At 71.7% G+C, this 25,279-nt stretch carries 23 protein-coding genes; 9 read left to right on the top strand and 14 right to left on the bottom strand.

The window, feature by feature from the left end; genetic code table 11:
* Window positions 1-127 precede the first annotated feature (127 nt).
* The 7 genes from lptG to ACTIE5_RS17180 form a co-directional block, all read right to left on the bottom strand.
* Complete coding sequence (lptG, locus tag ACTIE5_RS17210) at window positions 128-1,267, bottom strand: LPS export ABC transporter permease LptG (RefSeq protein WP_439550935.1); 1,140 nt, start codon at window positions 1,265-1,267, stop codon at window positions 128-130.
* 4 nt (window positions 1,268-1,271) lie between these two features.
* Window positions 1,272-2,438 (bottom strand): LPS export ABC transporter permease LptF, encoded by a 1,167-nt coding sequence (lptF, locus tag ACTIE5_RS17205; RefSeq protein ID WP_439550934.1) that lies wholly within the window; start codon window positions 2,436-2,438, stop codon window positions 1,272-1,274.
* Window positions 2,439-2,486: 48 nt separating this feature from the next.
* Entirely contained in the window at window positions 2,487-3,200 is a 714-nt protein-coding gene (locus ACTIE5_RS17200) for a trypsin-like peptidase domain-containing protein (protein WP_439550933.1), read from the bottom strand.
* 110 nt (window positions 3,201-3,310) lie between these two features.
* On the bottom strand, window positions 3,311-4,738 hold the full coding sequence (locus ACTIE5_RS17195; protein WP_439550932.1) for an FAD-binding oxidoreductase: 1,428 nt from the start codon (window positions 4,736-4,738) through the stop codon (window positions 3,311-3,313).
* Window positions 4,739-4,784: 46 nt separating this feature from the next.
* Entirely contained in the window at window positions 4,785-5,339 is a 555-nt protein-coding gene (locus ACTIE5_RS17190) for a chromate transporter (RefSeq protein ID WP_439550931.1), read from the bottom strand.
* Window positions 5,336-5,899: a chromate transporter gene (locus tag ACTIE5_RS17185; protein ID WP_439550930.1), complete on the bottom strand. Its 564-nt coding sequence runs from the start codon at window positions 5,897-5,899 to the stop codon at window positions 5,336-5,338. The genes ACTIE5_RS17190 and ACTIE5_RS17185 overlap by 4 nt, the downstream gene beginning before the upstream one ends.
* Before the next feature lie 62 nt (window positions 5,900-5,961).
* Window positions 5,962-6,858: a LysR family transcriptional regulator gene (locus ACTIE5_RS17180; RefSeq protein ID WP_439550929.1), complete on the bottom strand. Its 897-nt coding sequence runs from the start codon at window positions 6,856-6,858 to the stop codon at window positions 5,962-5,964.
* Between the two features lie 114 nt (window positions 6,859-6,972).
* Here ACTIE5_RS17180 and ACTIE5_RS17175 point away from each other — a divergent pair, with 114 nt between their 5' ends.
* The 4 genes from ACTIE5_RS17175 (at window position 6,973) to ACTIE5_RS17160 (ending at window position 11,862) form a co-directional block, all read left to right on the top strand.
* Entirely contained in the window at window positions 6,973-8,058 is a 1,086-nt protein-coding gene (locus ACTIE5_RS17175) for a 4-oxalomesaconate tautomerase (RefSeq protein ID WP_439550928.1), read from the top strand.
* 43 nt (window positions 8,059-8,101) lie between these two features.
* Entirely contained in the window at window positions 8,102-9,073 is a 972-nt protein-coding gene (locus tag ACTIE5_RS17170; protein WP_439550927.1) for a Bug family tripartite tricarboxylate transporter substrate binding protein, read from the top strand.
* A 96-nt stretch (window positions 9,074-9,169) separates the two neighbouring features.
* Entirely contained in the window at window positions 9,170-10,798 is a 1,629-nt protein-coding gene (locus tag ACTIE5_RS17165) for a tannase/feruloyl esterase family alpha/beta hydrolase (protein WP_439550926.1), read from the top strand.
* Window positions 10,799-10,812: 14 nt separating this feature from the next.
* A complete protein-coding gene (locus tag ACTIE5_RS17160; protein ID WP_439550925.1) occupies window positions 10,813-11,862 on the top strand; it encodes an esterase in 1,050 nt (349 codons plus the stop codon).
* A gap of 48 nt (window positions 11,863-11,910) precedes the next feature.
* On the opposite strand, the gene ACTIE5_RS17155 is transcribed toward ACTIE5_RS17160, so the two are convergent.
* Window positions 11,911-12,318 (bottom strand): response regulator, encoded by a 408-nt coding sequence (locus ACTIE5_RS17155; protein WP_439550924.1) that lies wholly within the window; start codon window positions 12,316-12,318, stop codon window positions 11,911-11,913.
* A 143-nt stretch (window positions 12,319-12,461) separates the two neighbouring features.
* Here ACTIE5_RS17155 and ACTIE5_RS17150 point away from each other — a divergent pair, with 143 nt between their 5' ends.
* On the top strand, window positions 12,462-13,691 hold the full coding sequence (locus ACTIE5_RS17150) for a histidine kinase dimerization/phosphoacceptor domain -containing protein (protein ID WP_439550923.1): 1,230 nt from the start codon (window positions 12,462-12,464) through the stop codon (window positions 13,689-13,691).
* A gap of 7 nt (window positions 13,692-13,698) precedes the next feature.
* On the opposite strand, the gene ACTIE5_RS17145 is transcribed toward ACTIE5_RS17150, so the two are convergent.
* The 4 genes from ACTIE5_RS17145 to ACTIE5_RS17130 form a co-directional block, all read right to left on the bottom strand.
* Window positions 13,699-15,279 carry a hypothetical protein gene (locus ACTIE5_RS17145; RefSeq protein ID WP_439550922.1) on the bottom strand — a complete coding sequence of 527 codons (1,581 nt, stop codon included), beginning with the start codon at window positions 15,277-15,279 and terminating at the stop codon, window positions 13,699-13,701.
* Window positions 15,276-15,977 carry a cysteine hydrolase family protein gene (locus tag ACTIE5_RS17140; protein ID WP_439550921.1) on the bottom strand — a complete coding sequence of 234 codons (702 nt, stop codon included), beginning with the start codon at window positions 15,975-15,977 and terminating at the stop codon, window positions 15,276-15,278. Before ACTIE5_RS17140 ends, ACTIE5_RS17145 begins: the two co-directional genes overlap by 4 nt.
* A 149-nt stretch (window positions 15,978-16,126) precedes the next feature.
* Window positions 16,127-17,101, bottom strand: a complete 975-nt coding sequence (locus tag ACTIE5_RS17135) for an L-threonylcarbamoyladenylate synthase (RefSeq protein ID WP_439550920.1) — start codon at window positions 17,099-17,101, stop codon at window positions 16,127-16,129.
* 13 nt (window positions 17,102-17,114) lie between these two features.
* On the bottom strand, window positions 17,115-17,891 hold the full coding sequence (locus tag ACTIE5_RS17130) for a 3'(2'),5'-bisphosphate nucleotidase CysQ family protein (RefSeq protein ID WP_439550919.1): 777 nt from the start codon (window positions 17,889-17,891) through the stop codon (window positions 17,115-17,117).
* 151 nt (window positions 17,892-18,042) lie between these two features.
* Between ACTIE5_RS17130 and ACTIE5_RS17125 the strand changes: the two genes are divergently transcribed.
* From ACTIE5_RS17125 to ACTIE5_RS17110, 4 genes are all read left to right on the top strand, one after another.
* A complete protein-coding gene (locus ACTIE5_RS17125) occupies window positions 18,043-19,527 on the top strand; it encodes a leucyl aminopeptidase (protein WP_439550918.1) in 1,485 nt (494 codons plus the stop codon).
* Window positions 19,528-19,536: 9 nt separating this feature from the next.
* Window positions 19,537-20,943 (top strand): leucyl aminopeptidase family protein, encoded by a 1,407-nt coding sequence (locus ACTIE5_RS17120; RefSeq protein WP_439550917.1) that lies wholly within the window; start codon window positions 19,537-19,539, stop codon window positions 20,941-20,943.
* Window positions 20,943-21,392, top strand: coding sequence for a DNA polymerase III subunit chi (locus ACTIE5_RS17115; protein WP_439550916.1), 450 nt, complete (start codon window positions 20,943-20,945; stop codon window positions 21,390-21,392). The genes ACTIE5_RS17120 and ACTIE5_RS17115 overlap by 1 nt, the downstream gene beginning before the upstream one ends.
* A 93-nt stretch (window positions 21,393-21,485) precedes the next feature.
* Window positions 21,486-22,304, top strand: coding sequence for an N-acetylmuramoyl-L-alanine amidase (locus ACTIE5_RS17110; protein ID WP_439550915.1), 819 nt, complete (start codon window positions 21,486-21,488; stop codon window positions 22,302-22,304).
* Between the two features lie 13 nt (window positions 22,305-22,317).
* On the opposite strand, the gene ACTIE5_RS17105 is transcribed toward ACTIE5_RS17110, so the two are convergent.
* The gene (locus tag ACTIE5_RS17105) at window positions 22,318-22,770 is read right to left on the bottom strand and encodes a hypothetical protein (RefSeq protein WP_439550914.1); all 453 of its coding nucleotides are present in this window, start codon (window positions 22,768-22,770) and stop codon (window positions 22,318-22,320) included.
* An 80-nt stretch (window positions 22,771-22,850) separates the two neighbouring features.
* Window positions 22,851-24,953: a sensor histidine kinase gene (locus ACTIE5_RS17100; protein ID WP_439550913.1), complete on the bottom strand. Its 2,103-nt coding sequence runs from the start codon at window positions 24,951-24,953 to the stop codon at window positions 22,851-22,853.
* Between the last annotated feature and the right edge of the window lie 326 nt (window positions 24,954-25,279).

The raw sequence follows: 25,279 nt of genomic DNA, 5'->3' as shown, positions 1-25,279 counted from the left end.
GGCGCCATCACGCAGGCGGGGGCAGGGGCTGGCAGCGGCGCGCGGCGCGGCCGCAGGCCCGCGGGCGTCCCGCCGGGCGCGCGCAGCGGCGGGGGCAGCTTTCCCGATCGGCCGCCGGGCTGACGCATCAACCATCCTCCAGGTGCAGCAGAAGTGCCAGGGCCAGCAGCAATCCCGCGACGGTGGGCGCCCAGGCGGCGAGCACCACCGGCAGGGACCCCGCCTCCCCGAATTCATTGCTGACCTTGTCCACGACGAACAGGGCGAATCCGGCGGCGACGCCACCGCCGATCATCTGCGCAACGCCGCCGCGCCGGGTCTGGCGCATGGAAAAGCCGGCGGCGAGCAGCGCCATGGCCAGCGCCAGCACCGGCAGGGCCAGCAGCGTCTGGAACTGGATGCGGTGGCGGACGGCGGAAAAACCCGCTTCCTCCAGCACCGCGATGAAGCCGGGCAGGGCCCAGAAATCGAGCGTCTCCGGGGAGGCGAAGCTGTCCTGGATGCGGTCGGGGGTCAGTTCCGTCGGCAGGCTGATGGTGCCGACGGGCTTGGCGATGCGGTCGGCGCCGAAGGCCACCGCATCCTCGATCACCCAGGCGCCGTTGGTCAGGCGCGCGCGCGGGGCCTCGATGCGGGACAAGGGCTGGTCGCCGGCGGTCAGGCGCCAGACCGAGACCTCCTGCAATTCGAAGCGCGCGCCGGCGCGGGGGATGGGCTCCCCGGGTGCGCGCATGGCGACGGGGCGGCCGGAGAGGATGGCGACGCCATTCGCCTCCAGCTCCCGGTCCGCCTGGCGCAGCCAGAGCCGCCCGCCGGCCAGTGCCGTCATGCCGCCGCCGGTGCGGAGGAAGGTCTGGTCCAGCCTTTCGGCCCGCGACAGCAAAGCGGAGGAGATGGGGGAGATGGCGCCGGTCGCGACCATGCCAAGCAGCATCGCCACTACCAGCGGCCCGGTCAGGAACCCCCAGGCGGAAATGCCGGCCGCGCGCGCGACGATGAGCTCGGAGGAGCGCGTGAGCCGCCAGAAGGCGACGATCCCCCCCAGCAGGATGGAGAAGGGCAGGATCTGGAGGGCGACGAAGGGCAGCCGCAGGCTCGCGATCTCCAGCGCGATGGCGAAGCCGACATCGGGGCGGGTCGCGGCGCGGCGCAGCAATTCGATGAAGTCGAACAGCGCCACCAGCCCGGTCAGCGCGCAGAGCATCGCGAGCGTCATGCCGAAGAAGGCGCGGGCGACGTAGCCGGTCAGGGTGGGGGTCAGGATCATGGCGTCAGCCAGTGCCCTCGTTAGCGGCCGGGGCGGGCATGGGCAGGGCGCGCGGTCGCGGCAGGCCCGGGGCGCCCAGCATCCACCACAGCGCGACGAAGCCGGGCACCGTGGCATGGGCCCAGATCAGCCAGACGAAGCTGTTGTCCCGCGTCGCCAGGTTGCCGATGGTCAGCCCCACCGCCAGCAGCCCGACCACCAGGCCGATGCCGGTGGCAAGGCGCAGGCCCCCGCCATGGCGGCGGAACTGGCCCGTGAGGGCGACCGACAGCCCGACCAGCGCGAAGGACAGCGCCGTGAGGGGCGCGGACATGCGCTGATGCGCTTCGCCAACGAAGCGGGCGACATCGCGCGGGCGAAGCGCCTCCGCCGGGTCCGGGTTCAGCAATTCGGGGATGCTGCGTTCGCGCGAGTCGCGAAAGCGCGCTTCCTCCTGCCGCGTGGCGCGGGCGAGGTCCACGCTGTTCTCATTGAAGCTGAGGACCGAGAGCCGCATGGGCGGGGTGCCCGGGGCGGGGTTCGGCACGCGTTCCATCTGCTGGCGGACGCCGTTCTGCAGCGTGACGCGCGGGCCGTTGGGGCCGACGGAGATGCGGCCCTGCTCCGCCAGGATGGTGACGGGCGCGCCGCGTTCGCGCGCATCATGCACCAGGATGCCGCGCAGCGTGCCGTCCCGGTCGCGCAGCCGCGCATAGACCGTGAGGTCCCCGCCGACGGAGGAGAAGACGCCTTCCTGCACCAGGATCGCGGCCATCTGGTTGCGGATCTCGAACTGCCAGATGCGGAAGGCGGTGTGGGACATGGGCACGAGCCAGAGGTTCAGCAGGTAGCCGACCCCCACCGCCATCAGCGCCAGCATCACGCCCGGCCGGGCCAGGCGGAGCTGGGACAGGCCGGCGGCGCGCATCACCACCAATTCGCGGTCGCTGTTCATCCGCACATAGACGAACAGCACCACGACGAAGGTGGTGATGGGCAGGATCACGGCGAAGAAGCCCGGCAGCATCAGCCCCGTCAGCTGGATGAAGACGCCGAGCGAGAGGCCCCGGTCCAGCACCAGTTCGATGAAGCGCAGCGACTGCGTCAGCCACACCAGCGCGGCAAGGCCGATGGTGACGGCCAGGAGGCCGCCCACCAACTGGCGCAGGATGTAGCGGTCGATCCGGGTCATCCCGCCCCTTCTACCAGCCCTTCGGGGGCGGCGGCAAAGCGGCGCCCGTCACGGTGTGAGGAATCGCGCGATGGTTGAGGCCGGGACCAGCCGCGTGCTGGGCGGGCCGCCATCGGAATCCCGGTGGCTGACGATCCCGGCCAGGCAGCCGGAGGCGGCGACGAACACCGCGCCGCCGGATTCACCGGGGGCCAGCGTCTCCGGGATCTCGAGGTAGGTGCCGAAGGCGCGGTCGGGGTCGGACCAGGGGGCCAGCAGCCGGGTGCGGATGGCGCGGCGGGGCGTGACGAGCAAAGCGGGCGTGCCGGGGGCGGGGGTGGCGCCGCAGAGGGTGGCGGCGGGCAGGCCGGGCAGGGGGCGCGCGGGGGCGACGATGGCCAAATCCTCCCCGTCAAAATAGCGCTGGCCGATGCCGGCATCCACGCGGTCCCGCCCGGCGCGGAGGATTCGGGCCGGCGCCTCCGTCCCCCGGACGCCGATCGTGATGGCGGGCTGTCCCTGGCGGTCGGCCGGGCAGAAGCCGCGGAGGCGCTGGACGGAGCCATCGACGACATGGGCGGCGGTGACGAAGCGGCCGCCGCCGAGATGGATGGCGGCGCCGGAGGCGTTGCAGGAGGGCGCCTCGCCGGAGCGGATTTCGGCGACGGTGGCGGTGGCGGAGAGGCCGGCTTCCGGCGGGCGGGCGGGGGGCGCGCAGGCGGCCAGCAGAAGAAGCAGCAGCAGGGGCGCGCCGCCCCCCTGCACCCCCGGCCAGGGTCCCACCGGACCCTGGCCGGGGCTCCATTGACGATGGTCCAGGGGGGTCTCCCCCCTGGCGGATGGGGTTTGGGGAAGGCAGCGCCTTCCCCAATCAACCCGCCCAGCCCGTCGCGTCAGGGCAGCACCTTCCCCGGATTCATGAGCCCGGCCGGGTCCAGCGCCGCCTTGATCCGCCGCATGGCGTCCAGTTCGGCGCCGCCCCGCCATTCCTCCATCATGTCCGTCTTCAGCCGGCCGATCCCGTGTTCCGCGCTGAAGCTGCCATCGAGGTCGCGGACGATGGCGTTCACGCAATCCATGATGTCGTGGCTGCGGGCCAGGAAGGCGGCCGGGTCCATGCCGGGTGGCTGTTCCAGGTTCATGTGGATGTTGCCGTCCCCGATATGGCCGAAGGGCACGGGGCGGCTGCCGGGGATCAATTCGACGAGGGCGGCGGAGCAGCGGCGGATCATCTCCGGCACCTTGGACACGGGCACGGAGACGTCGTTCTTGACCGATGCGCCTTCGCGCTTCTGGGCTTCCGGGTGTTCCTCCCGGATCCGCCAGAGCTTCTGGGCCTGGGCCTCGCTTTCGGCGAGGACGGCGTCGAGGACGATGCCCTCCTCCATCGCCTCGGCCAGCACGGCCTCCGCCATGTCGCGCAGCCCGGCATCGGGGCGGGGGGAGGCGAGGTCCACCAGCACATAGTGGGCGGCGCGGTCGGACAGGGGCTGGGCGATGCCCTCGATGTGGCGGACGCAGAAATCGACGCCGGTGCCGGACATGTATTCGAAGGCGCGCACCGCGCTGTCGTCCCGGTCCCGGAAGCGGCGGAACAGGCCGAGGGCGGCGTCCTCATCGGCGACGGCGCACAAGGCGAGGGCGGTGTCGCGCGGGCGGGGGAACATGCGGAGCACCGCGGCGGTGACGATGCCGAGCGTGCCCTCCGCGCCGACGAACAGGTGCCGCAGCGCGTAGCCGGTATTGTCCTTCCGCAGGCGGCGGAGGCCATTCCAGACCTGGCCGTCGGGCAGCACGACCTCCAGCCCCAGCATCAGGTCGCGGGCATTGCCGTAGCGGACGGTGGTGTTGCCGCCGGCATTGGTGGAGAGCACGCCGCCGATCGTCGCCGTACCCTCCGCGCCCAGGCTGAGGGGGAAGAGGCAGCCGGCATCCTGGGCGGCGTTCTGCGCGGTCTTCAGCACCACGCCGGCTTCCGCCGTCATGGTCATGTCCACGGGATCGCAATCCCGGATGCGGTTGAGGCGGGTGAGCGACAGCACCAGGTGGCGGCCGCTCTCGTCCGGCACCGCGCCCCCGACCATGGAGGTGTTGCCCCCCTGCACGGTGATGGGCGTGCCGGTTTCATGCGCCAGGCGGACCACCGCCGCGACCTCCGCCGTATCGGCGGGGCGGGCCACGGCCAGGGCGCGGCCCTGGTAGAGGGCGCGCCAGTCCGACAGATGCGGGGCGATGTCGGCCGGGTCGGTCAGCAGGCCGCGCGGACCGAGAAGGGCATGCAGCCGGTCCAGCAGGCCGGCCGGGGTGGGGGCGTCGGGCATTTCTTCCGTATAGCGCCGCGGCGGGGGGCTGTCGCCGTGGGGGGGGCTACAGAAGCAGCGCGCCCGCCACGGCGCCGATCACCAGCACCCAGAGCGGGCTGCGATCCGTGAGCCAGACGAACAGCGTGGAGAAAACGGTCAGCCCCACGGCCAGCGCGCTGATCGCGGCACCCGGGCCGGCGGGATGCGCGGCACCCTGGGCGAGGATGATACCCGACGAAAAAATCAGCCCGACGGCGATGGGGACCAGCCCCTTTTCCACGATGCGCAGCCAGCGCGCGCCGGCCAGCTTCCCGCGCAGCTTGGAGAAGCCGAAGGCGAAGAAGCCGGCGGGGCCGGTCACGGCCAGCGTCGCCACCAGCATCCCCGGCAGCCCCGCGACCTGCCAGCCGATCAGGCCGACGACCAGCACATTCGGCCCCGGCGCGGCCTGGGCGAGGGCGAAGAGCTGGGCGAAGCGCGCGTCGCTCATCCAGCCATGCACATCGACCACCAGGCGGTTCATCTCCGGCACCACGGCGATCCCGCCGCCGACCGCGATCATGGAGATGGCGGCGAAGCCGATGGCGAGCTGGAGGAGGACGTCGCCATCGTCGCTCATGCGCGCACCCGCAGCGTCCACCAGGCGGCGGCGATGCCGAAGGGGGCGAGGCCGAGGACGATGTAGGGCAGCGGCAGGCGGAACAGCGCCCCCCCGGCCAGCGCCGCCAGCCCGACGGCGATGATGGGCAGGCTGGGCTTGAGCCTGGTGGCCATCTTGAGCGCGGTGCCGAGGATCATGCCCGCCGCGGTGGCCGCCGTGCCGGCCAGCACCGCCTTGACCAGCGGGACCTCCCCATAGGCGTCATGCAGCGCGGCCAGGCCCATCAGCACCACCAGTGGGCCGCCGAACAGGCCCAGCGTGGTGGCGAAGGCGCCGGGGCCGCCGCGGAACCGGTCGCCGAGCTGGATGGCGACGTTCAGCGCATTGGGGCCGGGCAGGACCTGGCCGAGGCCCAGCACCTCCGCATATTCCTGCTCCGTCAGCCAGCGCTTTTCCTCCACCAGGACGCGCCGCGCCCAGGCATTCACCCCCCCGAAGCCGACCAGGCCGATCCTGAGATAGGTGAGGAAGAGCTGCGCGACGGTCGGGCGCGGGGGCGGGGAGGGGGATTCCGGCATGGCGTCCAGGGGAGCGCGCGGGGGGCGCGGGATCAACCCCCCCGCGTCACGCCCCCTGTTCATCAGGTGCCGGCCCGCATCCCCTTGGCCAGCAGGTCGATCAGCGCCCGCGCCGCCGGGCCGGGTTCCGCGCCGCGCTTCAGCAGCAGTCCCGTGGCGCGGTCCACGGTCGGGTCGGTCAGCGTGCGGGCGACCAGCACGGGGTGGGGGTCCCGCGGCAGGGCGAGGCGGGGCACCACGGCAAGGCCGAGGCCCGCTTCGACCAGGCCGAGGCTGGTGGAGAGGTGCTCGGCCTCATAGTGCCAGTTCGGGCTGATGCCGCGCGGCAGCAGGGCACGGTCCAGGATCAGGCGGTTGCCGGAACGGCGGGAGACGCCGACCAGGCGCTCCCCCTCCAGGTCCGCCCAGCGGACGGCGCGGCGGCGGGCCAGGCGATGGTCCCGGCGGCAGGCGAGGACGAAGGGGTCGCGCCGCATGGGGCGGAACTCGACCTCCGGATGGCCAGCACCCTCCATGCCGACGCCGAATTCCGCCGCGCCGGTCGCCACCGCATCGGTCACGCCTTCCGCCGAAAGGTCCATGGCGCGGACGCGGACGGCGGGGAAGCGGCGTGCGAAGGCGGCGAGCGTCGCGGGCAGGAAGTAGTAGGCAGCGGTCGGGATGCAGGCGAGGACGACAAGCCCCCGGCGCTGGGCGGCGGTCTCCCGGATGCCGAGGAGGCTTTCCTCCAATTCGTCGAGCAGGCGGCGGGCGCGGGGGAGGAATTCCCGCCCGGTCTGGGTCAGCGCCACACGGCGTGTTGAACGGGTGAGGAGGGCGACGCCCAGCTCCTCCTCCAGCGCCGTCAACCGTCTGGAAATCGCGGGCAGGGAAAGATGCAGCGTCTCCGCCGCCGGGGTCAGGCCGCCGGCCTCGGCCACGGCGACGAAGGTGCGGAGCTGGTCGAGGGCGATGGCCATGGTGGCGGCAGGCTGCCGGCTTCTTGCGCCGGATGCAACAATCTTGCCGATCTTTGCACTACTCCGCGGGGATCGGCGCGGCTATCAGGCGCGGCGGAAACGGCCGGAACATTCATGCAGACCCGCATCCCCTGCGTCCTGATGCGCGGCGGCACCAGCCGCGGCCCCTTCTTCCTGGCGCATGACCTGCCGGCGGATGACGCCACGCGCGATGCCGTGCTGCTGGCGGCGATGGGGTCGCCCCACCCGATGCAGGTGGATGGCATCGGCGGCGCGCAGACGCTGACCAGCAAGGTGGCGATCATCTCCCGCTCCGCCCTGCCGGGCATCGATGTGGACTACCTGTTCGCGCAGGTCGATGTCGGCCGGGCGCTGGTGGATACCAGGCCGAATTGCGGGAACATGCTGGCCGGCGTCGGCCCCTTCGCGATCGAGGCCGGCCTGGTGCGCGCCACGGGCGAGGAGACGGTGGTGCGCATCCGCAACGTGAACACCGGCGCGCTGGTGGATGCGGCGGTGAAGACGCCCGGCGGGCGCGTGACCTATGAGGGCGATGCGGCGATCCCGGGCGTCGCGGGCACGGCCGCGCCCATCGTGCTGCGCTTCCGCGACGTGGCCGGCAGCAAGACGGGCGCGATGTTCCCGACCGGGCTGCGCCGCGAGATGATCGAGGGCGTGGCGGTCACGCTGATCGATGGCGCCATGCCGATGATGCTGGTGGCGGCGGAATCGCTGGGCGCATCGGCCGAGGACCGGCCGGAGGCGCTGGAGGATGACGCGGTGCTGCGCGGGCGCCTCGAATCGCTGCGCCTGGAAGCGGGGCGGCGCATGGGGCTTGGCGATGTGTCGGACAGCGTGGTGCCGAAGCCGGCGCTGGTCGGGCCTTCGTCGCAGGGCGCGGACCTCGCCGCGCGCTACTTCACGCCCCATGCCTGCCACCGCGCCATGGCGGTGACGGGCGGCATCACCCTGGCCGCCGCGGCAAGGCTGGCGGGCACGGTGGCGACGGTGCCGGGTGCCGGGGATGTGGTGCGGATCGCGCATCCCTCCGGCATCATGGATGTGCCGATCGGGATGCAGGGCGATGCCGTCGCCTGGGCCGGCACGCTGCGCACGGCGCGACGCATCTTCGAAGGCACGCTGCTGATTCCCGCCGCCATCTGGCCGGGCCATGTGCGCCTGGCCGATGCGGCGGATTGAAGACTTCATCGAAAATCACAAAAGAAAACGGAAACCAGCCACCATGATCGATCGTCGCACGCTGCTGGGCACGGCGCTCGCTGCCCCCTTCGCCACCCCCGCCTTGGCGCAGGAAGGACCCTTCCCGAGCCGGCCCATTCGCCTTCTGCTGGCCTTCGCGCCGGGGGGCGGCACGGACCTGATCGCCCGCACCGTCGCCAATGCGATGGGCCCCTCCCTCGGCCAGTCCGTGGTGGTGGAGAACCGGCCGGGTGCCGGCGGCAACATCGCGACGGAAGCGGCGGCCAGCGCGCGCCCCGACGGCTACACGATGCTGATGGGCAACCATGGGCCGATGAGCGTCAATGTCTCGCTCTTCCGCAACATGCGGGTGAACCCGGAGACGGCGCTGGAGCCGATCGGCCTGGTGGCGGATGCGCCGCTGATCGTCGTGGTGGGGCCGAAGTCCCGCGCGACGAACCTGCCGGAACTGCTGGCGGAAATCCGCGCGGCGCGCGGCAACATCACCTATGGCAGCGCCTCCAACGGATCGGCGAGCCATCTGGCGGCGGCGCTGATGCTGCAGATGGCGGGGCTGGAGGCGGAGCACGTGCCGTTCCGTGGCGCGGCGCCGGCGCTGACGGACGTGGTCGCCGGCCACCTGCATTTCATGATCACCACGCTGCCTTCCGTCGTCGGCCTGCTGACCAACAATGCGCTGCGGCCGCTGGCGGTGACGGGCGATGCGCGGATGACGATCCTGCCCGCCATCCCGACGGTGGCGGAGACCATCCCGGGCTACAAGGCGACCGCCTGGTACGGGCTGCTGGTGCCGCGGGGGACGCCGGAGCCGATCAAGGCGCGGCTCTACGCCGCAATGCGCGACGCATTGTCCAACGCGGAAGTGGTGCGCCGCCTGCGGGACGAGGGGGCCGAGCCCAGCACGCTGGACGGGCGCGGCTTCGCGGAGTTGATCCGCTGGGAAAGGGAACGCTGGGCAACCGTCGTCCGGCAGTCCAACATCACGGTGGACTGACACCCGGCACGGGTGGGTTGCGCGACCCCGTCATCAAGGCGGGGCGCGATGCGACCTGGCCATCTTGGCCAGGCGCAGGGGAAGGGAAACGGGCTGATGAAGAACACCCTCGTGGTGGCGACGCTTGTCGCCGCCGCGCTGCCCGCCATTGCGCAGCAGCCCCGGCCACCGGCGGAAGCCTGCGCGGCGCTGGCGGGGCTGCGCATCGCGGCCTCCGCCATCACGCTCCCGACCTCCGGCGCCAGTGTCACCGCCGCGCGGCTGGTGGCAGCCTGGGAGGCCGGGAACCAGAACGGCGAATACTGCCAGGTGATGGGCGCCATCGCGCCGGTCGATCCCCAGGCGCCGGAAATCCGTTTCCAGGCGAACCTGCCCACGCATTGGAACCGCAAGGCGCTGCAATTCGGTGGCGGCGGCTATAATGGCCGCATCCCCAACACGCTGGGGCCGGAGGTGCATGGCCTTGCCAGCGCGGCGACGCCGCTGGCGCGCGGCTTCCTCACCTTCGCGGGCGACAGCGGCCACCAGGCGGCGAGCGCGGACGATGCCTCCTTCGCGCTGAACGCGGAGGCGCTGCATAATTTCGGCTACGCCCATATCCGCAAGACGCTGGATGCGGTGCGGGAAGTGGCGGCCGCGCGCTACGGCCAGGCGCCTTCGCGGGTCTATTTCAACGGCGGATCGACCGGCGGGCGGGAAGGGCTGACGGCGGCGATGCGCTGGCCGGAAGCCTATGACGGCATCATCTCCTGGTACCCCGTCAGCAGCTACATGGGCCTCAGGCTCTGGGGCGCGATGCTGGGGCGCGCGGTCTATGACGATGAGGCGGCGGGGTGGATTCCCCCCGCCATGGTGACGCGCATCGCGCAGGAATCGCTTTCGCGCTGCGACGGGCTGGATGGCGTGGCGGATGGGCTGGTCAGCAACCCCGCCGCTTGCCGCGCCGGTTCGGCCGCGGCGCTGGAGGCACTGCGCTGCAAGGCGGGCGAGGCGGGGCATCCCGCGCATTGCCTGACAGGGCCGCAGATCGACCGCACCATGCGCGTCTATCATCAGGGCTACACGCTGCCCTACGCCTTCGCGAACGGCCTGCATGACTACCTCGGCTACAACAGCCTGGAGGGGATCGCGATGCAGCTCGGCAGCCAGGCCGCGCTGACATCGCCGCCGCGATCGGGGCCCAACGCGCATCACGTGGACCGCGCCTACCAGTTCTTCCGCTACTTCGTGAATGGCGGACGGGACCTCGACATGCGGACGCTGGACGTGACGGCGGAAGGGCCGCAGCGCGAACGCATCCTGGAGATATCCCGGCTGTTCGACGCGTCCCGCGCCGATCTCTCCGCCTTCGCGGCCCGCGGCGGCAAGCTGATCCTGCTGCAGGGGAATGACGATCCTTCCGTGAGCCCCTGGGAGAATGCGCGCTTCCACCGGCGGATTACGGAGGCGATGGGCGCGGAGCGCGCGGACGGCTTCTCCCGCTTCTTCCTGCTGCCGGGCCTGGCGCATGGGGGCGGGCGCTTCGCGCCGCAATGGGGCAGCGTCGCCGCACTCGACAATTGGGTGGAGAATGGCGTGCCGCCGCAGGGGCAGGTGGTGGTGGATGGCACCGCGACGCCGACACGGGGGCGAAGCCTGCCGCTCTGCGCCGCGCCGACCTTCCCGCGCTATCGCGGGGAGGGTGATGTGAACCGTGCCGCCAGCTTCGTCTGCGCGGCCGAGTGAGGGGGAAGCGTTTCATGAAGAAGATCGTGATGGCGGCGGCGATGGCCGTCGGGATGGCGGGCGCGGCGGCGGCGCAACAGCCGCCCGCGGCGGCGCCGCAGCAGCCACCCGTGTCGTTGCAGAGCTGGGGCAGCTTCCATGTCGGCGGGAGGGAGGTCGTGATCTCCGGCCAGCCGGTGCGGGAGGTGCTGTTCAGCCCCGGCGGCGTGCCCGCGCGCGTCGATCCGAACGGCACCTACCTGATGGGGTCGATGTACGCGCAGTACATGATCCCTACCAATCCGCGCGGCCAGGCGCCGATCCTGATGTGGCATGGCGGCGGGCTGACCGGCGTGACCTATGAGACGACGCCCGATGGGCGGGAGGGGTGGCAGCACTTCTTCCTGCGCCGCGGCTGGCCTGTCTATGTCAGCGATGCGGTGGAGCGCGGGCGGTCCGGCTGGACGATGATCCCGGAGCAGACCGGCGGTTCCCACCTGCTGCTGACGGTGGATAATCCCTTCGAGCGCTTCCGTATCGGCAACGGCCCCGGCAGCTTCGCGCGGGGCGAGGTGCTGCCGGGCAACCAGTTCCCGGCGGACCGCGAGAGCTACATGAACTTCATGCGGCAGATCGTGCCGCGCTTCACCACGACGGATGCGCTGTCGCTGGAAGCCTACCTGGCGCTGCTGGATCGCGTCGGGCCTTCGGTGGTGGTGGCGCACAGCCAGGCCGGGCTGTTCGGCTGGCGCGCGGCGCAGGAACGGCCGGACAAGGTCCGCGCGCTGGTGCTGGTGGAACCGGCGACGGTGGGCGACCCCGCGAAGGTCGCGGCGCTGCGCAACATCCCGGTGCTGATGGTGTTCGGCGACTACATCGCGCAGGACAGCCGCTGGCCCGCGATCCGCGCCAACGGCATCCGTTTCGCCGAAGCGGTGCGCGCCGCCGGCGGCAGCGTGGATGTGGTGGACCTGCCGGAACGCGGCATCAGGGGCAACAGCCACATGCTGATGATGGACCGCAACGGCGACCAGGCCGCGGGCGTGATCCAGGACTGGCTGGCGTCCAAGGGCCTGTACCAGTAGGCCGCCTTGCCGGCGCGGCGCCCCGCTTCGGGGTGCCGTGCCGGTGCTTCAGTGCAGCAGGCGGAAGCCGTTCGGCAGGGAGGCCGGCGTCGCCTCCCCCATCATGCGGCCGCGCACCAGGCGGAGCGCGGCCACCAGCGCCTCCGGCGTGTAGGGCTTGGCCAGGCAGCCCACGCCCGGCGCATCGTGCAGCGCCGGATGGTCCGGGTTGCCGGTGGAATAGAGCGCCCCGAAGCTCGTGCCGGGGCAGAGGGCCGCGGCCACTTCCGTGCCGAGGCGCCCATCCGACAGGCGCAGGTCGATGATGCCGAGGTCGGGCTTGCAGGCGCGGCCCATGGTGATGGCGGAATCCACATCCGGCGCGATGCCGCAGACCTGGTAGCCGGCGTCGTTCAGCACGTCTTCCAGATAATCAGCGATCATGGCGTCGTTTTCGACTATGATGACTTTCAGCATCGCCTGGGAATCCTTCTGGAACGAGGCGAGTATCAACTGATCGGCATCATGGGATCGACTTCGAACACGACCGATTGACGAGGGCAGTATACTTATCAGCTGATGTTGTTTCAATTGTTTATATTTGTAGAGGAACCCTTGCCATGGTGTCGCCGACCCAGCAGCGGCATGTGGACCGACTGCTGCGACAGCAGGCGTCGCTGGCCCAGTTCGGCAGCTATGCCTTCAGCGAACCGCAGCTCGGCAAGATCCTGACCGAGGCGGCGCGGGTCTGCGCGGAGGGCCTCGGCGTGCCCTTCTGCAAGATCTGCCGCTACCGCGCGGTGGAGGACGACCTGCTGATCGAGGCGGGGTGGGGGTGGCATGAGGGGGTGGTGGGGCGCGTCGTCTCCGCCGCCAATGAAAGCTCGCCCCAGGGGCGCGCCTATGTCACGGGCCAGCCGGTCATCCTCAGCAATCTGCGGGAGGCGAATGACGTGGTGCTGCCGGCCTTCTACGGGCAGCACGGCATCATCTCCACCATCGATGTCATCATCAAGAGCAAGGAGGGCGACGCCTATGGGGTGCTGGAGATCGACAGCCCCGTGCAGCACACCTACGACCGCCACGACATCGATTTCCTGACCGGCTTCGCCAATGTGCTGGCGGAGGCGGTGGCGACCGCCAACCGCAACGACATGCTGCGCAGCACCGTGCGCCTGATGGAGGCGCTGGTGGAGGAGAAGGACAAGCTCCTCGCCGAGCGGGCGATGATGGCGGAGGAGCTGAAGCACCGCGTGCGCAACAACCTGCAGCTCATCCAGGCCATGCTGTTCACGCATATGAAGATCGGGGGCGGGGAGCAGGAGCAGGCTTCGGTCCGCGCGATCAGCCGGCGGGTGATGACGCTGTCGGAGGTCTATGAGCAGCTGCTCGGCACCGGGCTGGATCGCACCATCGACCTTGGCGAATACATGCGCTCCCTCTGCGGCCGGCTGCCGGGATTGCAGGGGAATGGCGGTGGCGGCATCGCGCTGGTGTGCCGGGCGGAAGCGCTGCTGGTGGATCTGGATACCGTGACGGCGATGGGCATGGCGGTGGCGGAGATCGTCTCCAACAGCTTCGAGCATGCCTTTCCCGACGGGATCGGCACCGTCTCCGTCGGGCTGGTGCGATCGGCGGATGGGCTGGACGGTGTGCTGACGGTGGCGGATGACGGCGTGGGCTTCGTCGAGAAGCCCGGCAGCAAGCGCCACGGCGTGGGGCTTGTGCGGCGGCTGGTGCAGCAGGTGATGGGGACGGTGGAGCGCGGAGAGGGGCCCGGCACCTCCTGGTCCCTCACCTTCCCGCTGCACACGCCACCGCGGGAGCCCACCCCCGCGGTGGCGCATTGAGGCGCGGCTACTCCGCCGGCGCCGCCTTGCGGTCGAGCTTCGCGCGGAGCAGCGCCTCGATCTCCGCCTGGCGGGAACAGGCGTAGAGGAAGCCGGCCACCAGCGCATAGGCCACCGCGACGCCGGGCGTGACGGCGAAGCCGACGGCCGGGCCGTGCATGAAGCCGAAGAAGGTCAGCGCCGCACCGGCGCCGGCGAAGTAGCTGGCCTTCAGCCATTCCTTGTCGATGATGAAGGCGGCGATGGCGGCGAGGATGAGGCCCGAGAGGATCGAACCCTCGCCCAGCACCTCCAGCCCCGGATACAGCACGCCGACCTGGCCGAGCTTGTCCATGCCGACGGTCGCGGCATTGGTGCCCGCCGCGCCGAGCGCGCCATCGATCAGCGTCTTCGCCCAGGCCGCGAGGTGCGGCACCAGGCCGAGCACCACGGCGGGGGCGTGGGATTTCGGCGTCTCCTGGAACGCCTGCGCGCCGATCAGCATGCCGATGTAGAGCAGGATGGGCGCGATCGCGACGACGGGGATGAGGTCCAGCAGCAGGGAGATGATGCCGAGCCACGTCACCGCCAGCACGGCGACGCCCGTGGCGGCGGAATAGCCGATGCGCCCGCCCATCGATTTCCAGCCGGGGTGGCCGATATAGACGGCGTTGACGAAGGGATTGCCCATCAGGGAACCGACGAGTGACACCACGCCATCGGCGGTCAGCACGCGCGTCGTCGGGAAATGGTCGCCCGCGGCCTCCGCGCTTTCGACATTGTCCATCGCCTCCACCAGGTCATAGATCCCGAAGGGGATGGCGGTGACGAGGATGATGCCGATGAACTCGAAGCCGCCGAAGACGTGGTCGATGGCGGGGATCGGCACGGAGAAACCGATATTGGTGAGCCCGCCCAGCAGCTTGTCGAGGCTGCGGCCGCCGAAGCCGAGGCCGAGTGCGGCGGCACCCCAGGCGATGAGCATGCCGAAGGCGATGGCGACGAGGCCTGCCGGGATGCCGCGGGGATAGCGCAGCGCGCCGAACCAGGCGGCGAGGACGATGGCGAAGCAGACGATGCCGATCACCGGCGTCATGAACATCTCCAGCGCCGGGCGCATGGAGATGAAGGTGATGGAGACGCCGGCCAGCGTGCCGAGCAGAGCGGCCCGCGGCGTCACCTTCCTCACCCAGGGTGCGAGGAAAGCGCCGGCCATCAGGATGAAGCTCTGGACGAAGACCCAGGTGAGGCCCGCTTCCCAGCCCTTGATCGGGTCGTTCGTCCGCGCCGAGATCGGCAGCATGATGACGAAGACCACGACGAACATGTGGGGGACGGAGATGCCCGAGGGCAGCGCGCAGACATCCGACCGCCCGGTCTGCAGCGCCAGGCGATAGGCGAGCCAGGCGTAGTAGATGGTGGACATCGCCATCATCAGCCCCGCGGCGGGCAGGATGCGGCCGAAGACGATGTCGTCCGGCATCTGCAGCACGAAGCGCAGCAGCCCCGTCAGCACCAGCAGGTTGACCAGGATGTTGGTGCCGAAGCCGAACAGCGCGTTCCAGTCGCCGGGCGACCAGAGCAGCGGCTTTTGCACAGTCGTGCTCATGCGGCTTTCCCTTCGATGAGCGGGCGGAGTGCGGCGGTGACGCGCGCGCTGTCGGAGACCCAGCCGAAGATGCCGCCCCCTGGCCCCCCCTGGGCGCTGACCATCGCCAGCGCGGTGGCGTGAAACTGGGGAAGATAGGAGGCGCATGCGTCGGCGATGACGAGGCAGCGGAAGCCGCGGTCATTCGCCTCCCTCAGCGTGGTGTGGACGCAGACCTCGGTGGTGACGCCGGTGAGGAACAGCATCTCGATGCCGCGGTGGCGGAGCATGGGTTCGAGTTCGGTGGCGTAGAAGGCGCCCTTGCCGGGCTTGTCGATGATGGGCTCGCCGGGGATGGGGGAGAGGGCGTCGATGATGCCGTGGCCGGCCTCGCCGCGGATGAGGATGCGGCCCATGGGGCCGGGGTCCCCGATGCGGGTGCCGGGCGGGCCGCGCTCGACCTTGGCAGGCGGGGCGTCCGACAGGTCCGGGCGATGGCCTTCCCGCGTGTGGATCACCAGCATGTCAGCGGCACGGGCGGCGGCGAGCACGGCCTGGCAGGGGGCGATGGCGGAGCCGAGCAGGCTCACATCATTGCCGAGGCTCTCCCCGAAGCCGCCGGGCTCCAGGAAATCCCGCTGCATGTCGATGATGAGGAGCGCGCTGCGCCCGGGGGCGAAGGCGAAGGGGCTGGGCTCGGCCGGGATGACGGGGGTCATGGCGGGTCCCTCTCGGCGCCGGGAAGCGGCACCGAGGAACCTCAAGCAAACCGGGGGCCAGCCCGATTCGCGGGCGAATCGTCAGGTGGTGCTGGGGTGATGCCCGAATGGCAAGCGTGCTGCGCGCAAAATGGGCGCACCAGCCTGGACTACCCCCGCGGCGCGGCGGCGCGGGCCAGGCGGTCGCGGATCGCCTCCCCCAGCCCCGCGGCCGGGATGGGCATGGCGGCGATGCCAGACAGGCCGAGGCGCGCCCCTTCCGCATCCAGCCAGCGCAGCCCGGCGAAGAGCCGCGCGGCGGCCTCCGCCGGGTGCCCGGAGGGGGAGAGGTTCCACAGCGCGCCCGCGCCCGGCAGCGGCGCGGGGCCGAAGGCGAGCAGCGCCTCCTCCTGCCCGACGGTGGCGGCATCCAGCCGCACGGGAAGCCGCGGCGCGTAGTGGGACAGCATCAGCCCGGGGCTGCGCAGCGTCTGCGTGGCGGCGGCGGCGGAGGGCGGGACGGGGCGGCCGATGGGGCCGATCAGGGCCTCGATCTGCGCGGCGGTGATGCCGCCGGGGCGCAGCAGCACGGCGCCGGTAGGAGAGGAAAGGTCGAGGACCGTGCTCTCCACCCCCACATCGCAGGCGCCGCCATCCAGCACCGCGGCGATGCGCCCGGACAGGCCGGCCAGCACATGGGCGGCGGTGGTCGGGCTGACCTCCCCGGACCGGTTGGCGGAGGGGGCGGCGATGGGGATGCCGGCCAGGCGCAGCAATTCGCGCGCCTGGGGGTGGGAGGGAACCCGGACGGCCAGCGTGTCGAGCCCCGCGCCGGCCAGCAGGTCGATCCGGGATTCCGGGCGGCGGGGCAGCACCAGCGTCAGCGGGCCGGGCCAGCAATGCGCGGCCAGCAATTCCGCGCGCCGGTCGGCCACGATCTCCGCGAAGGCTGCGTCCGCGCTGTGGAAGTGGGAGATCAGCGGGTTGAAATGGGGGCGGCCCTTGGCCTCGAAGATCGAGGCCACGGCGCGGGCGTTGCGGGCATCGGCGCCGAGGCCGTAGACGGTCTCCGTCGCGAAGGCGACCAGTTCGCCCCCCCGCAGCAGGGCGGCGGCTTCGGCGACATCGGTGATCAGGCGCGTCATGCGCCCGCTATTATCACGCCCCAAGGCCTTCAGCGATGAAGGGCGGGTTGCGCCAGCCAGGCTTGCCGTAGCGCAGCGCCGCGCCGTCCCAATCCGCCATGCGGCCGCCGGCGGCGATCAGCACCGCTTCGGGCGCGGCGGTGTCCCATTCGCTCGTCGGGCCGCGGCGGGGGTAGTAGTCCGCGGCCCCTTCCGCCAGGCGGCAGAACTTCTCGGCCGATCCGATGCTGGTGACGGCGACGACCTGGCGCGCGGCCAGGAAATCCAGGATGCGCGGGTCGTGGTCATGGCGCCGGCTGACCATGGCGGTGGCGCCGCTGGCGGGGATGCGCCGCGCCGCGATGGGGCGCTGGCCGGCAGCATCCCGCTTCCAGGCGCCGATGCCCACGATGCCGGCGAAGACCTCCCCGCTCGCCGGCAGGGCCACGGCGCCGAGGATGGGGCGGCCATTCTCGACCAGGCCGATATTGACCGCGAAGCTGTCATGGCCCTCGGCGAATTCCGCCGTGCCGTCCAGGGGATCGACCAGCCAGAAGCGCCCTTGGGGAAAGTGGCCGGGCAGGGCGCCATGGCCGGCGGCGACCGCTTCCTCGGCCACCACGGGGATGAGGGGGGTGGCCTCGCGCAGGCCTTCCACGATCAGGGCTTCCGCGATGCGGTCGGCGACGGTGACGGGGGAATGGTCGCGCTTGTGTTCCACGGCGAAGCCGGCGGCGCGGATGGCGTTGATCGCGGCGGCAGCGGCCACGGTCAGACGCACGGCCAAAGCGAGAAGGTCCTCGTTCCGCATGGCGCGACCTGTAGCGCCGGCGGGGCAGGCGGGGAAGAAGAAGCGTGTTTCGCGCGTTTCTGGACGGGGCGCCGAATGGGCAGCCACCCCGTTGTGACCGGGGCTGCGGGGGATGTTAGTCTCCCCGCAAACCAGACGGACGCCGCACCCCATGCCCGACATCGCTTTCGTCAAAGCCGCCCTTCCCAAGACCGGCACGCTGGTCGTGCCGCTGGCGGAGGGGGTGGAGCCCGCGGGTCTTTTCGCGCAGGCGGACAAGGATGCGGGCGGCGCGCTGACCCGGGCGCTGGAGGCCGCGGGCTTCAAGGGCCGGAAGGGCCAGGCGACCACGCTCTGGGCGCTTGGCGGCTTCACCAAGGTCGTCGCGGTCGGCCTCGGCAAGGAAGCGGAGCTGGATGGCGCGGCGGCGGAGGCGGCGGGGGGCGCGCTGATCCCGGCCCTGGCCCAGGACCGGGAGGCGACGGTGCTGGCCGATACGCTGGCGGCCCCGCTGGCGGCGAGCCTCGGCCTGGGGGCCCTGCTGCGCGCCTGGCGCTTCGACCGCTACCGGACGCGGGAGAAGGAGGAGGACAAGCCGAAGCTGGAACGGCTGGCGATCGCGGCCGCGGAACCCAACGCCGCCAAGCAGGCCTTCGCGCCGATGCGCGCCGTGGCCGATGGCGTCTTCCTGACGCGGGAACTGGTGAGCGAGCCGCCCAACATCCTGCACCCCATCGAATTCGCCGAACGCTGCAAGGGGCTGGAGAAGCTCGGCGTCGAAGTGGAAGTCATGGGGCTTAAGGAACTGCAAAAACTCGGCTTCGGGGCGATGATCGGCGTCGCGCAGGGCAGCCAGCATGAACCGCGCCTGGTGGTCATGCAGTGGAAGGGCGCGCCCAAGAACCGGCGCGGCGCGAAGCCCATGGCCTTCATCGGCAAGGGCGTGACCTTCGACACCGGCGGCATCTCCATCAAGCCGGCCGGCGGGATGGAGGACATGAAGTGGGACATGGCCGGCGCGGGCACCGTGGTCGGGCTGATGGCGGCGCTGGCCGGCCGGCGGGCCAAGTGTGACGTGGTCGGGCTGGTGGGGCTGGTGGAGAACATGCCGTCCGGCACCGCGCAGCGGCCGGGCGACGTGGTCAAGACCTATAGCGGCCAGACGGTGGAGGTGATCAACACCGATGCCGAGGGGCGCCTCGTGCTGGCCGATGTCATCTGGTACGCGCAGGAACGCTTCCAGCCCCGCTGCATGATCGACCTGGCGACGCTGACGGGCGCCATCATCATCGCGCTCGGCCACGAACATGCCGGCCTGTTCAGCAATGACGACGAACTGGCGTCCCGCATCATCGCCGCCGGTGCGGCGGTGGGGGAGAAGGCGTGGCGCATGCCGCTGGGCGATGCCTATGACAAGCAGATCCGGTCCGACATCGCCGACATGAAGAATGTCGGCGGGCGGCCGGGCGGGTCCATCACCGCGGCGCAGTTCATCCAGCGCTTCGTCAACGTGAAGGACGGGCCGATGCCGTGGGCGCATCTCGACATCGCGGGCACGGCCTGGAGCAGCAAGGACCAGCCGACGGTGCCGAAGGGCGCCACCGCCTATGGGGTGCGGATGCTGGACCGCCTGGTGGCGGAGATGGGCGAGGGCTGAGGCCCGGCGATGCTGAGCCTTCGCTTCCGCAAGGCCGCGCCCCGGGACGCGCGGGTGGTGCTGCCGGTCGCTTCGGGCGCCGCGCCGCCGGCATGGCATGCGGCGATGGAGGCCGCGGCGTTCCGGGCGGAGCCCGGGGCGGTGCTGGACCTCGTCCCCGGGCCGCTGCTGGTCGGCATCGGCACGCCGGCCCGGGCGTTGGATTGGGAGCGGGCAGGCGTGGCCGCGGCCCTGGCGTTGAAGGGGCAGGCGGAGGCCGTGCTGGATGCGCGGGGGCTCGCCCCCTTGGATGCGGCGGCGATGGCGGCGGGCATGGCGCTCGGCGCCTGGCGCTTCGACCGCTACCGGGCCATCCCGGCGCAGGAAGCGTCGCCGCGGGCGCTGTCCGTGCTGGTGGAGGATGCGCGCGCGGCGCGGGCGGCGTGGCGGGATGCCTCGGCGGCGCTGCGCGGCTGCCTGATGGCGCGGGACTGGATCTCCGAGCCCGCCAACGTGCTGACCACGCGGGATTTCGTGCGCCGGCTTCGGGCGCTGTCCCGCCATGGGATCGAGGTGGAGGTCTGGGGCCGGAAGCGCCTGGCGCGGGAAGGCTATGGCGCGCTGCTGGCCGTGGGGCAGGGCAGCGCATCGCCCCCCCGGCTGGTGACGTTGCGCTGGCGCGGCACGCATGACGCGCCGCCGGTGGCCTTCGTCGGCAAGGGCATCGTCTTCGACACCGGCGGCATCTCCATCAAGGGGGCGGCGGGGATGGAGTCGATGCGGGCGGACATGGCGGGCGCGGCGGCCTGCGCGGGGGCGATGCTGGCGCTGGCGCGGCGCGGTTCGCCCTGCCCGGCCGTCGCGGTGCTGGCGATCGCGGAGAATGCGACGGGCGCGGCCTCCTACCGCCCCGGCGACGTGCTGCGCACGGCATCGGGCCGGACGGTGGAGGTGGTGGACACGGATGCGGAGGGGCGCCTGGTGCTGGCCGATGCGCTGCACCACGCCGTCAGCCGCTTCGCGCCGCGGGCTGTGGTGGACCTCGCGACGCTGACGGGGGCGATCGTGACGGCACTCGGCCATCACCGCGCGGGGCTGTTCTGCAATGATGGCGCGCTGGCGGCCGCGCTGGCGGCGGCGGGGGAGGCGGTGGGCGAACATCTCTGGCCCATGCCGATCGGGGAGGCGCACCGGGAAGACCTGACATCCGACATCGCCGATATCCGCCAGTGCCAGAGCGGCCGTTTCCTGCCCGATGCCAGCCACGCCGCGGCCTTCCTGCGGGAATTCGCGGGGGAGGGGCCCTGGGCGCATCTCGACATCGCGGGGGTGGATACGCAGGACGCGGCCCATGCGCTGGGGCCGGCGGGCGCTACCGGCTTCGGCGTGCGGCTGCTGGATCGCTGGGTGGCGATGCATCATGAGGAAGCGCTGTAGTGGCGGAATACGGTTTCTACCATCTGACCCGCACGCCGCTGGAACAGGCGCTGCCGAAGCTGCTGGGCCGGGTGCTGGCCGGCGGCGGGCGCGCCATGGTGCGACTGGCGTCGCAGGAGCGGCTGGAGGCGCTGGATGCGTCGCTCTGGACCTGTCCCGACCCGGACTGGCTGCCGCATGGCACGCCGCGCAGCGGGCAGGCGGAACTCCAGCCGATCTGGCTGACGACCGAGGATGGGGAGGCCCCGAACGGCGCGCGCTTCCTGTTACTGCTGGAAGGCACGACCAGCGCGCGGCTCGATGCCTTCGACCGCGTGCTGGACCTGTTCGATGGCGGGGATGACGCGGCGGTGGCCGCGGCGCGGGCGCGCTGGAAGGCGGCCAAGGCCGAAGGGCATGCGCTGGCCTATTGGCAGCAGGGGCCGCGAGGCTGGGAGAAGAAAGCCTGACGCGATACCGGGCGCGACAAAGCGCGCCAAGGTTGCGGCCGCCATCACGCAGGCGTTAACGTTCCGGCCACGCACAAGGCGTGGGGACGGGCGATGCAGGTCAAGCGCAACAGGCTGGATGGCGTGCCCTTCGACGCCACGCCGCATGTCGGCGGCCCGATCACGCCGCGCTTCATCGTCATGCACTACACCGCGGGCGGGTCGGCGCTGGGATCGGTGCGCGCCATCAAGGATCGCGGCCTGTCGGCGCACCTGTTCGTGGAACGCGACGGATCCATCATCCAGACCGTCGATTTCACGACGGAGGCCTTCCACGCCGGCCCCTCATCCTGGCGCGGCTTCAACGGGCTGAACGGCCATTCCATCGGGATCGAGATCGCCAATCTCGGCTTCCTCGACCGGCGCGCCGGCGATGGCTGGACGCGGGAAGGGCTGGGCCGGGTCTTCCAGCCCGACCAGGTGGTGGTGGCGCGGCACCGCAATGGCGGGCCGGAGATGGCGTGGGAATCCTATCCGGAAGCGCAGCTGCGCGCGGTGGAGGCGATCACCATCGCGCTGCGCGCGACCTATCCGACCATCCAGGAAGTGGTCGGGCATGACGACATTGCCCCCCGGCGGAAGGTGGACCCCGGCCCGGCCTTCCCGATGCGGCGTTTCCAGTCGCTGGGCGGCGCGGCGGGGTCGGGGACGCTGGCGGAACGCGACCTCGGCCAGTTCGAGGTGGTGGTGCGGGATGAGCTGAACCTGCGCGGCGGCCCGAGCCCCGCCTTCGCGGTAGTGGCGAAGCTGGCGCCGGGCACGAAGCTGCGCGTGCTGCGGGAGGATGGCGATTGGCGCCTGGTGGATCTGCAGGGCGATGGCGTGCAGGACGGCTTCGTCCACGGCGCCTTCCTGCGACGCCTGGGCAGCTGAGGGCGCTGCCCCACTACCGGGCTTCCCGCTGGGCCTTGCTGTCCGCGAAGGTGGCGGCGACCACCAGGCCGGCGCTGATGCCGATGAGGTAGGTCGCCATGCCGACCGCCGCTTCGGAAACCCCGAAGCGCAGCACCGCCGACGCCTGGTCGAAGACCAGCAGCCCGGCCAGCGCCATGCTGACGGCATAGGCCACCGGCATCAGCCTTTCCCGCCGCAGCACCATGCGCGCCAGCGTCACCGCCACGCTGCCGGCCAGGAAGCCGAGCGCGAATTCCGCCACCACCGACCGCATCAGGATGTCGAACAGCCCCGCGCTGTGCTGGTTCAGCACATGGCGGAGATCCTGCGTGGACAGGGGCGGGGTGGTGAAGGCGGGGGTGATGAACAGCGGCCGGGCGATGAGCCCCGCGATCACGCCGGGCAGCAGCAGCAGGGCAACCAGGATGACCGCCGCGACGACCATGAGATCCCTCGATCCTTAGCTGATTCGACCCTTAAGTGAATCGATCGGGGGCAACAAGCGGGAAACAAAAATTTCGGGGATTAGCCGAGTTTTTGGACGTTCCCTGGCGGCTCCTCCGGCACGGCTGGCAGCCGGACCGTGACGCATCCGCCCGGCCCCGGCGTCACCGCCAGGGCGCCGCGGAGCTGCCTTGTCATCGCCAGGGCAACCCGCATGCCAAGGCCGCGGGACAGTGTCGGGTCGAAATCCGGGGCGAAGCCCGGACCCTCATCCGCCACCTCCAGCACCGCGCCCGCTGGCCCCGGCTGGAAACGCACCGTGATGCGGCCGGCGCCATGCTTCAGCGCGTTGGTGACAAGCTCCGTCACCAGCAGGCCGAGCGCCGCCATCCGGTCCGCGGGCAGGCGCATGCCCGGTTCCGCCACCAGGTCGATGGCGCGGCCGGAGGAGCCGATCGAGCGGGCCAGATCCTCGACCAGCGCGCCCAGATGCTCGGCCACCTCCTGCGCCACGCCCGGCGCGCCTTCGTAGAGGCGGCGATGGACGGCGGCGATGGAGACGATGCGGCCGGCGGCTTCCCGCAGCTTTTCCGCCAGCGCGGGGTCGGCGGCGCCGCGGGCCTGGAGCAGCAGCAGCCCCTGGACGAGCTGGAGGCTGTTCTTCACGCGGTGGTGCATCTCCTGCACCAGCAAATCCTTCTCTGCGAAGCGGGCGTCGCGTTCCTGCGCGAGCAGGCGCTGTTCGGTGACGTCGTGGCTGGCGCCGACCATATGGCTCGGCGTGCCGTCCGGCGCGTATTCCACGGCGCCGCTGGCGCGGATCCAGCGGATGGCGCCGTCCGCGCGGCGGATCCGCACCTCTGCCTCATGCCGGCCGGTGCGCTTCGCCGTCTCCAGCGCGGCGATGCCGGCGGCGCGGTCCTCCGGCAGCAGGTGGCTGCGCCACAGCGCGAGGGTGGGCGGGCCCTGGGTTTCGGGGTCGAGGCCATAGAGTCGGAACATGGCGTCCGACCAGCGCAGTTCCCCGGTGGCGAAGTCCCGCCGCCAGGTGCCGACGGCGGCGGCGCGCTGGGCCTGTTCCAGCCAGGCGGTCCGTTCGCGCAGCGCCGCTTCCGTGGCGGTGCGGGCGGCATCGGCGGCGGCCAGCGCCCGGGCCAGGTCCTGCACCTCCGCAAGCGGCGGGGCCTCCGGTGCCCCCGAAAGGGCGCCCAGTGCACGGCGGAGGCGGAGCGCGAGCAGCATCGCGAGGAGAAGCCCCGTAAGGGCCACGGGCAGCGCGCTCAGCAGCAGCCGCGCCAGGGCCTCCCGCAGCCCGGCCTCGAACACCGCCTCGGGCTGCGCCACCGCGGCGCCGTAGCCGGATACGGGGGCGCGGGCGAAGGCGATGACGGAAACCTCCCCATCCCGGTTGGCGATGCCCTCCACGACGCCTTCGGGCGCCTGCGCCATGGCGGCGACGAGCGCCGGGACGGCCGGCTGGCCGATGGCGGCGGCCGGGTCGCGGCTGCGGGCGACGATGATGCCCTGGCGGTCCATCAGCCCCGCCACGGCGCCCTGCGGCGGTGGCGCGTCGCCGAGGGCGGGTGCGACCGCCTCCCCCGGCAGGGACAGGCCGATGGCCAGGCGCGGTTGGCCGGGGGCGGCCGGCAGAGGGATGGCGACCGCCACGGTGGGGCGGCCCGTGAGGGTGCCGCGATACTGGTTGGAGATGGCGGTGCCGCCGCGGGCCAGCGCCTCCGCCAGGGCCGGGGGGATCGGGGTGGCGGTGGGCAGGATGCCCATGGCGGTGTTGGCGAGTTGCCCTTCATCCAGCCGGGCCATGGCCAGGACGCGGCCATCCGCCAAGGGATCGAGCAGCGGGCCGAGGCGGGCGGCGGCGGCCAGGAAGGCTTCCGCATCGCCCTCCGCCAGGCCGGGCTGGGCGGAGAAGCCGGTCAGCAGCGCCTCCGCCCGGGCGAATTCCAGGTCGATGCGGTGCGCCATGGCGCGGGCGGCGGCCAGCAGCCTGTCCCCGGCCTGGCGGCGGCTTTCCCCATGCGCCTGCCAGACCGCGAGGCCGCCGAGCCCGATCAGCGCCACCACCAGCAGCGCCACCAGGGCGAGCAGGCGGAGCCGGAGGCTGGGCGCGCCCCGTGGCGGTTGGGCGGGCAGTTGCCCGGTGGCGCTCTGCGCGGCCTCCGTCATCGAACCTGCATGACCCCACCCCCTGCCGCACCGGTTGTCGTGGGGCCCGATGCCGGTCCCGTGGCGAAACCTGGCATCTTGCCGAAACGGTTCCTGTCCTCTTCCGCACCTCACCCCGCAAACAATCGCGACGGACCGGGGCGGTTCCATCCTGGCGCCAATCTTCGTGGCAGGCATGGCGCCCTATTTCATCAAGTTTCGCGGCCTCGGCCGGCTGTGGCGCGAATGCAACGCGGGATCACGCCTGCGGCAGTCGCTGCATCTCTGGATTGCTCGGGTCGGGTTGTCTTCGCCAGGATGGGTTGCGGACCATCCGCGGGGACAAC

Source organism: Falsiroseomonas sp. (genome assembly GCF_051859025.1).
In the GTDB taxonomy this organism is placed as follows: Bacteria; Pseudomonadota; Alphaproteobacteria; order Acetobacterales; family Acetobacteraceae; genus Falsiroseomonas.
Note: the sequence above shows the minus strand (reverse complement) of the source record. Positions and strands in the feature narration are given on the sequence as shown.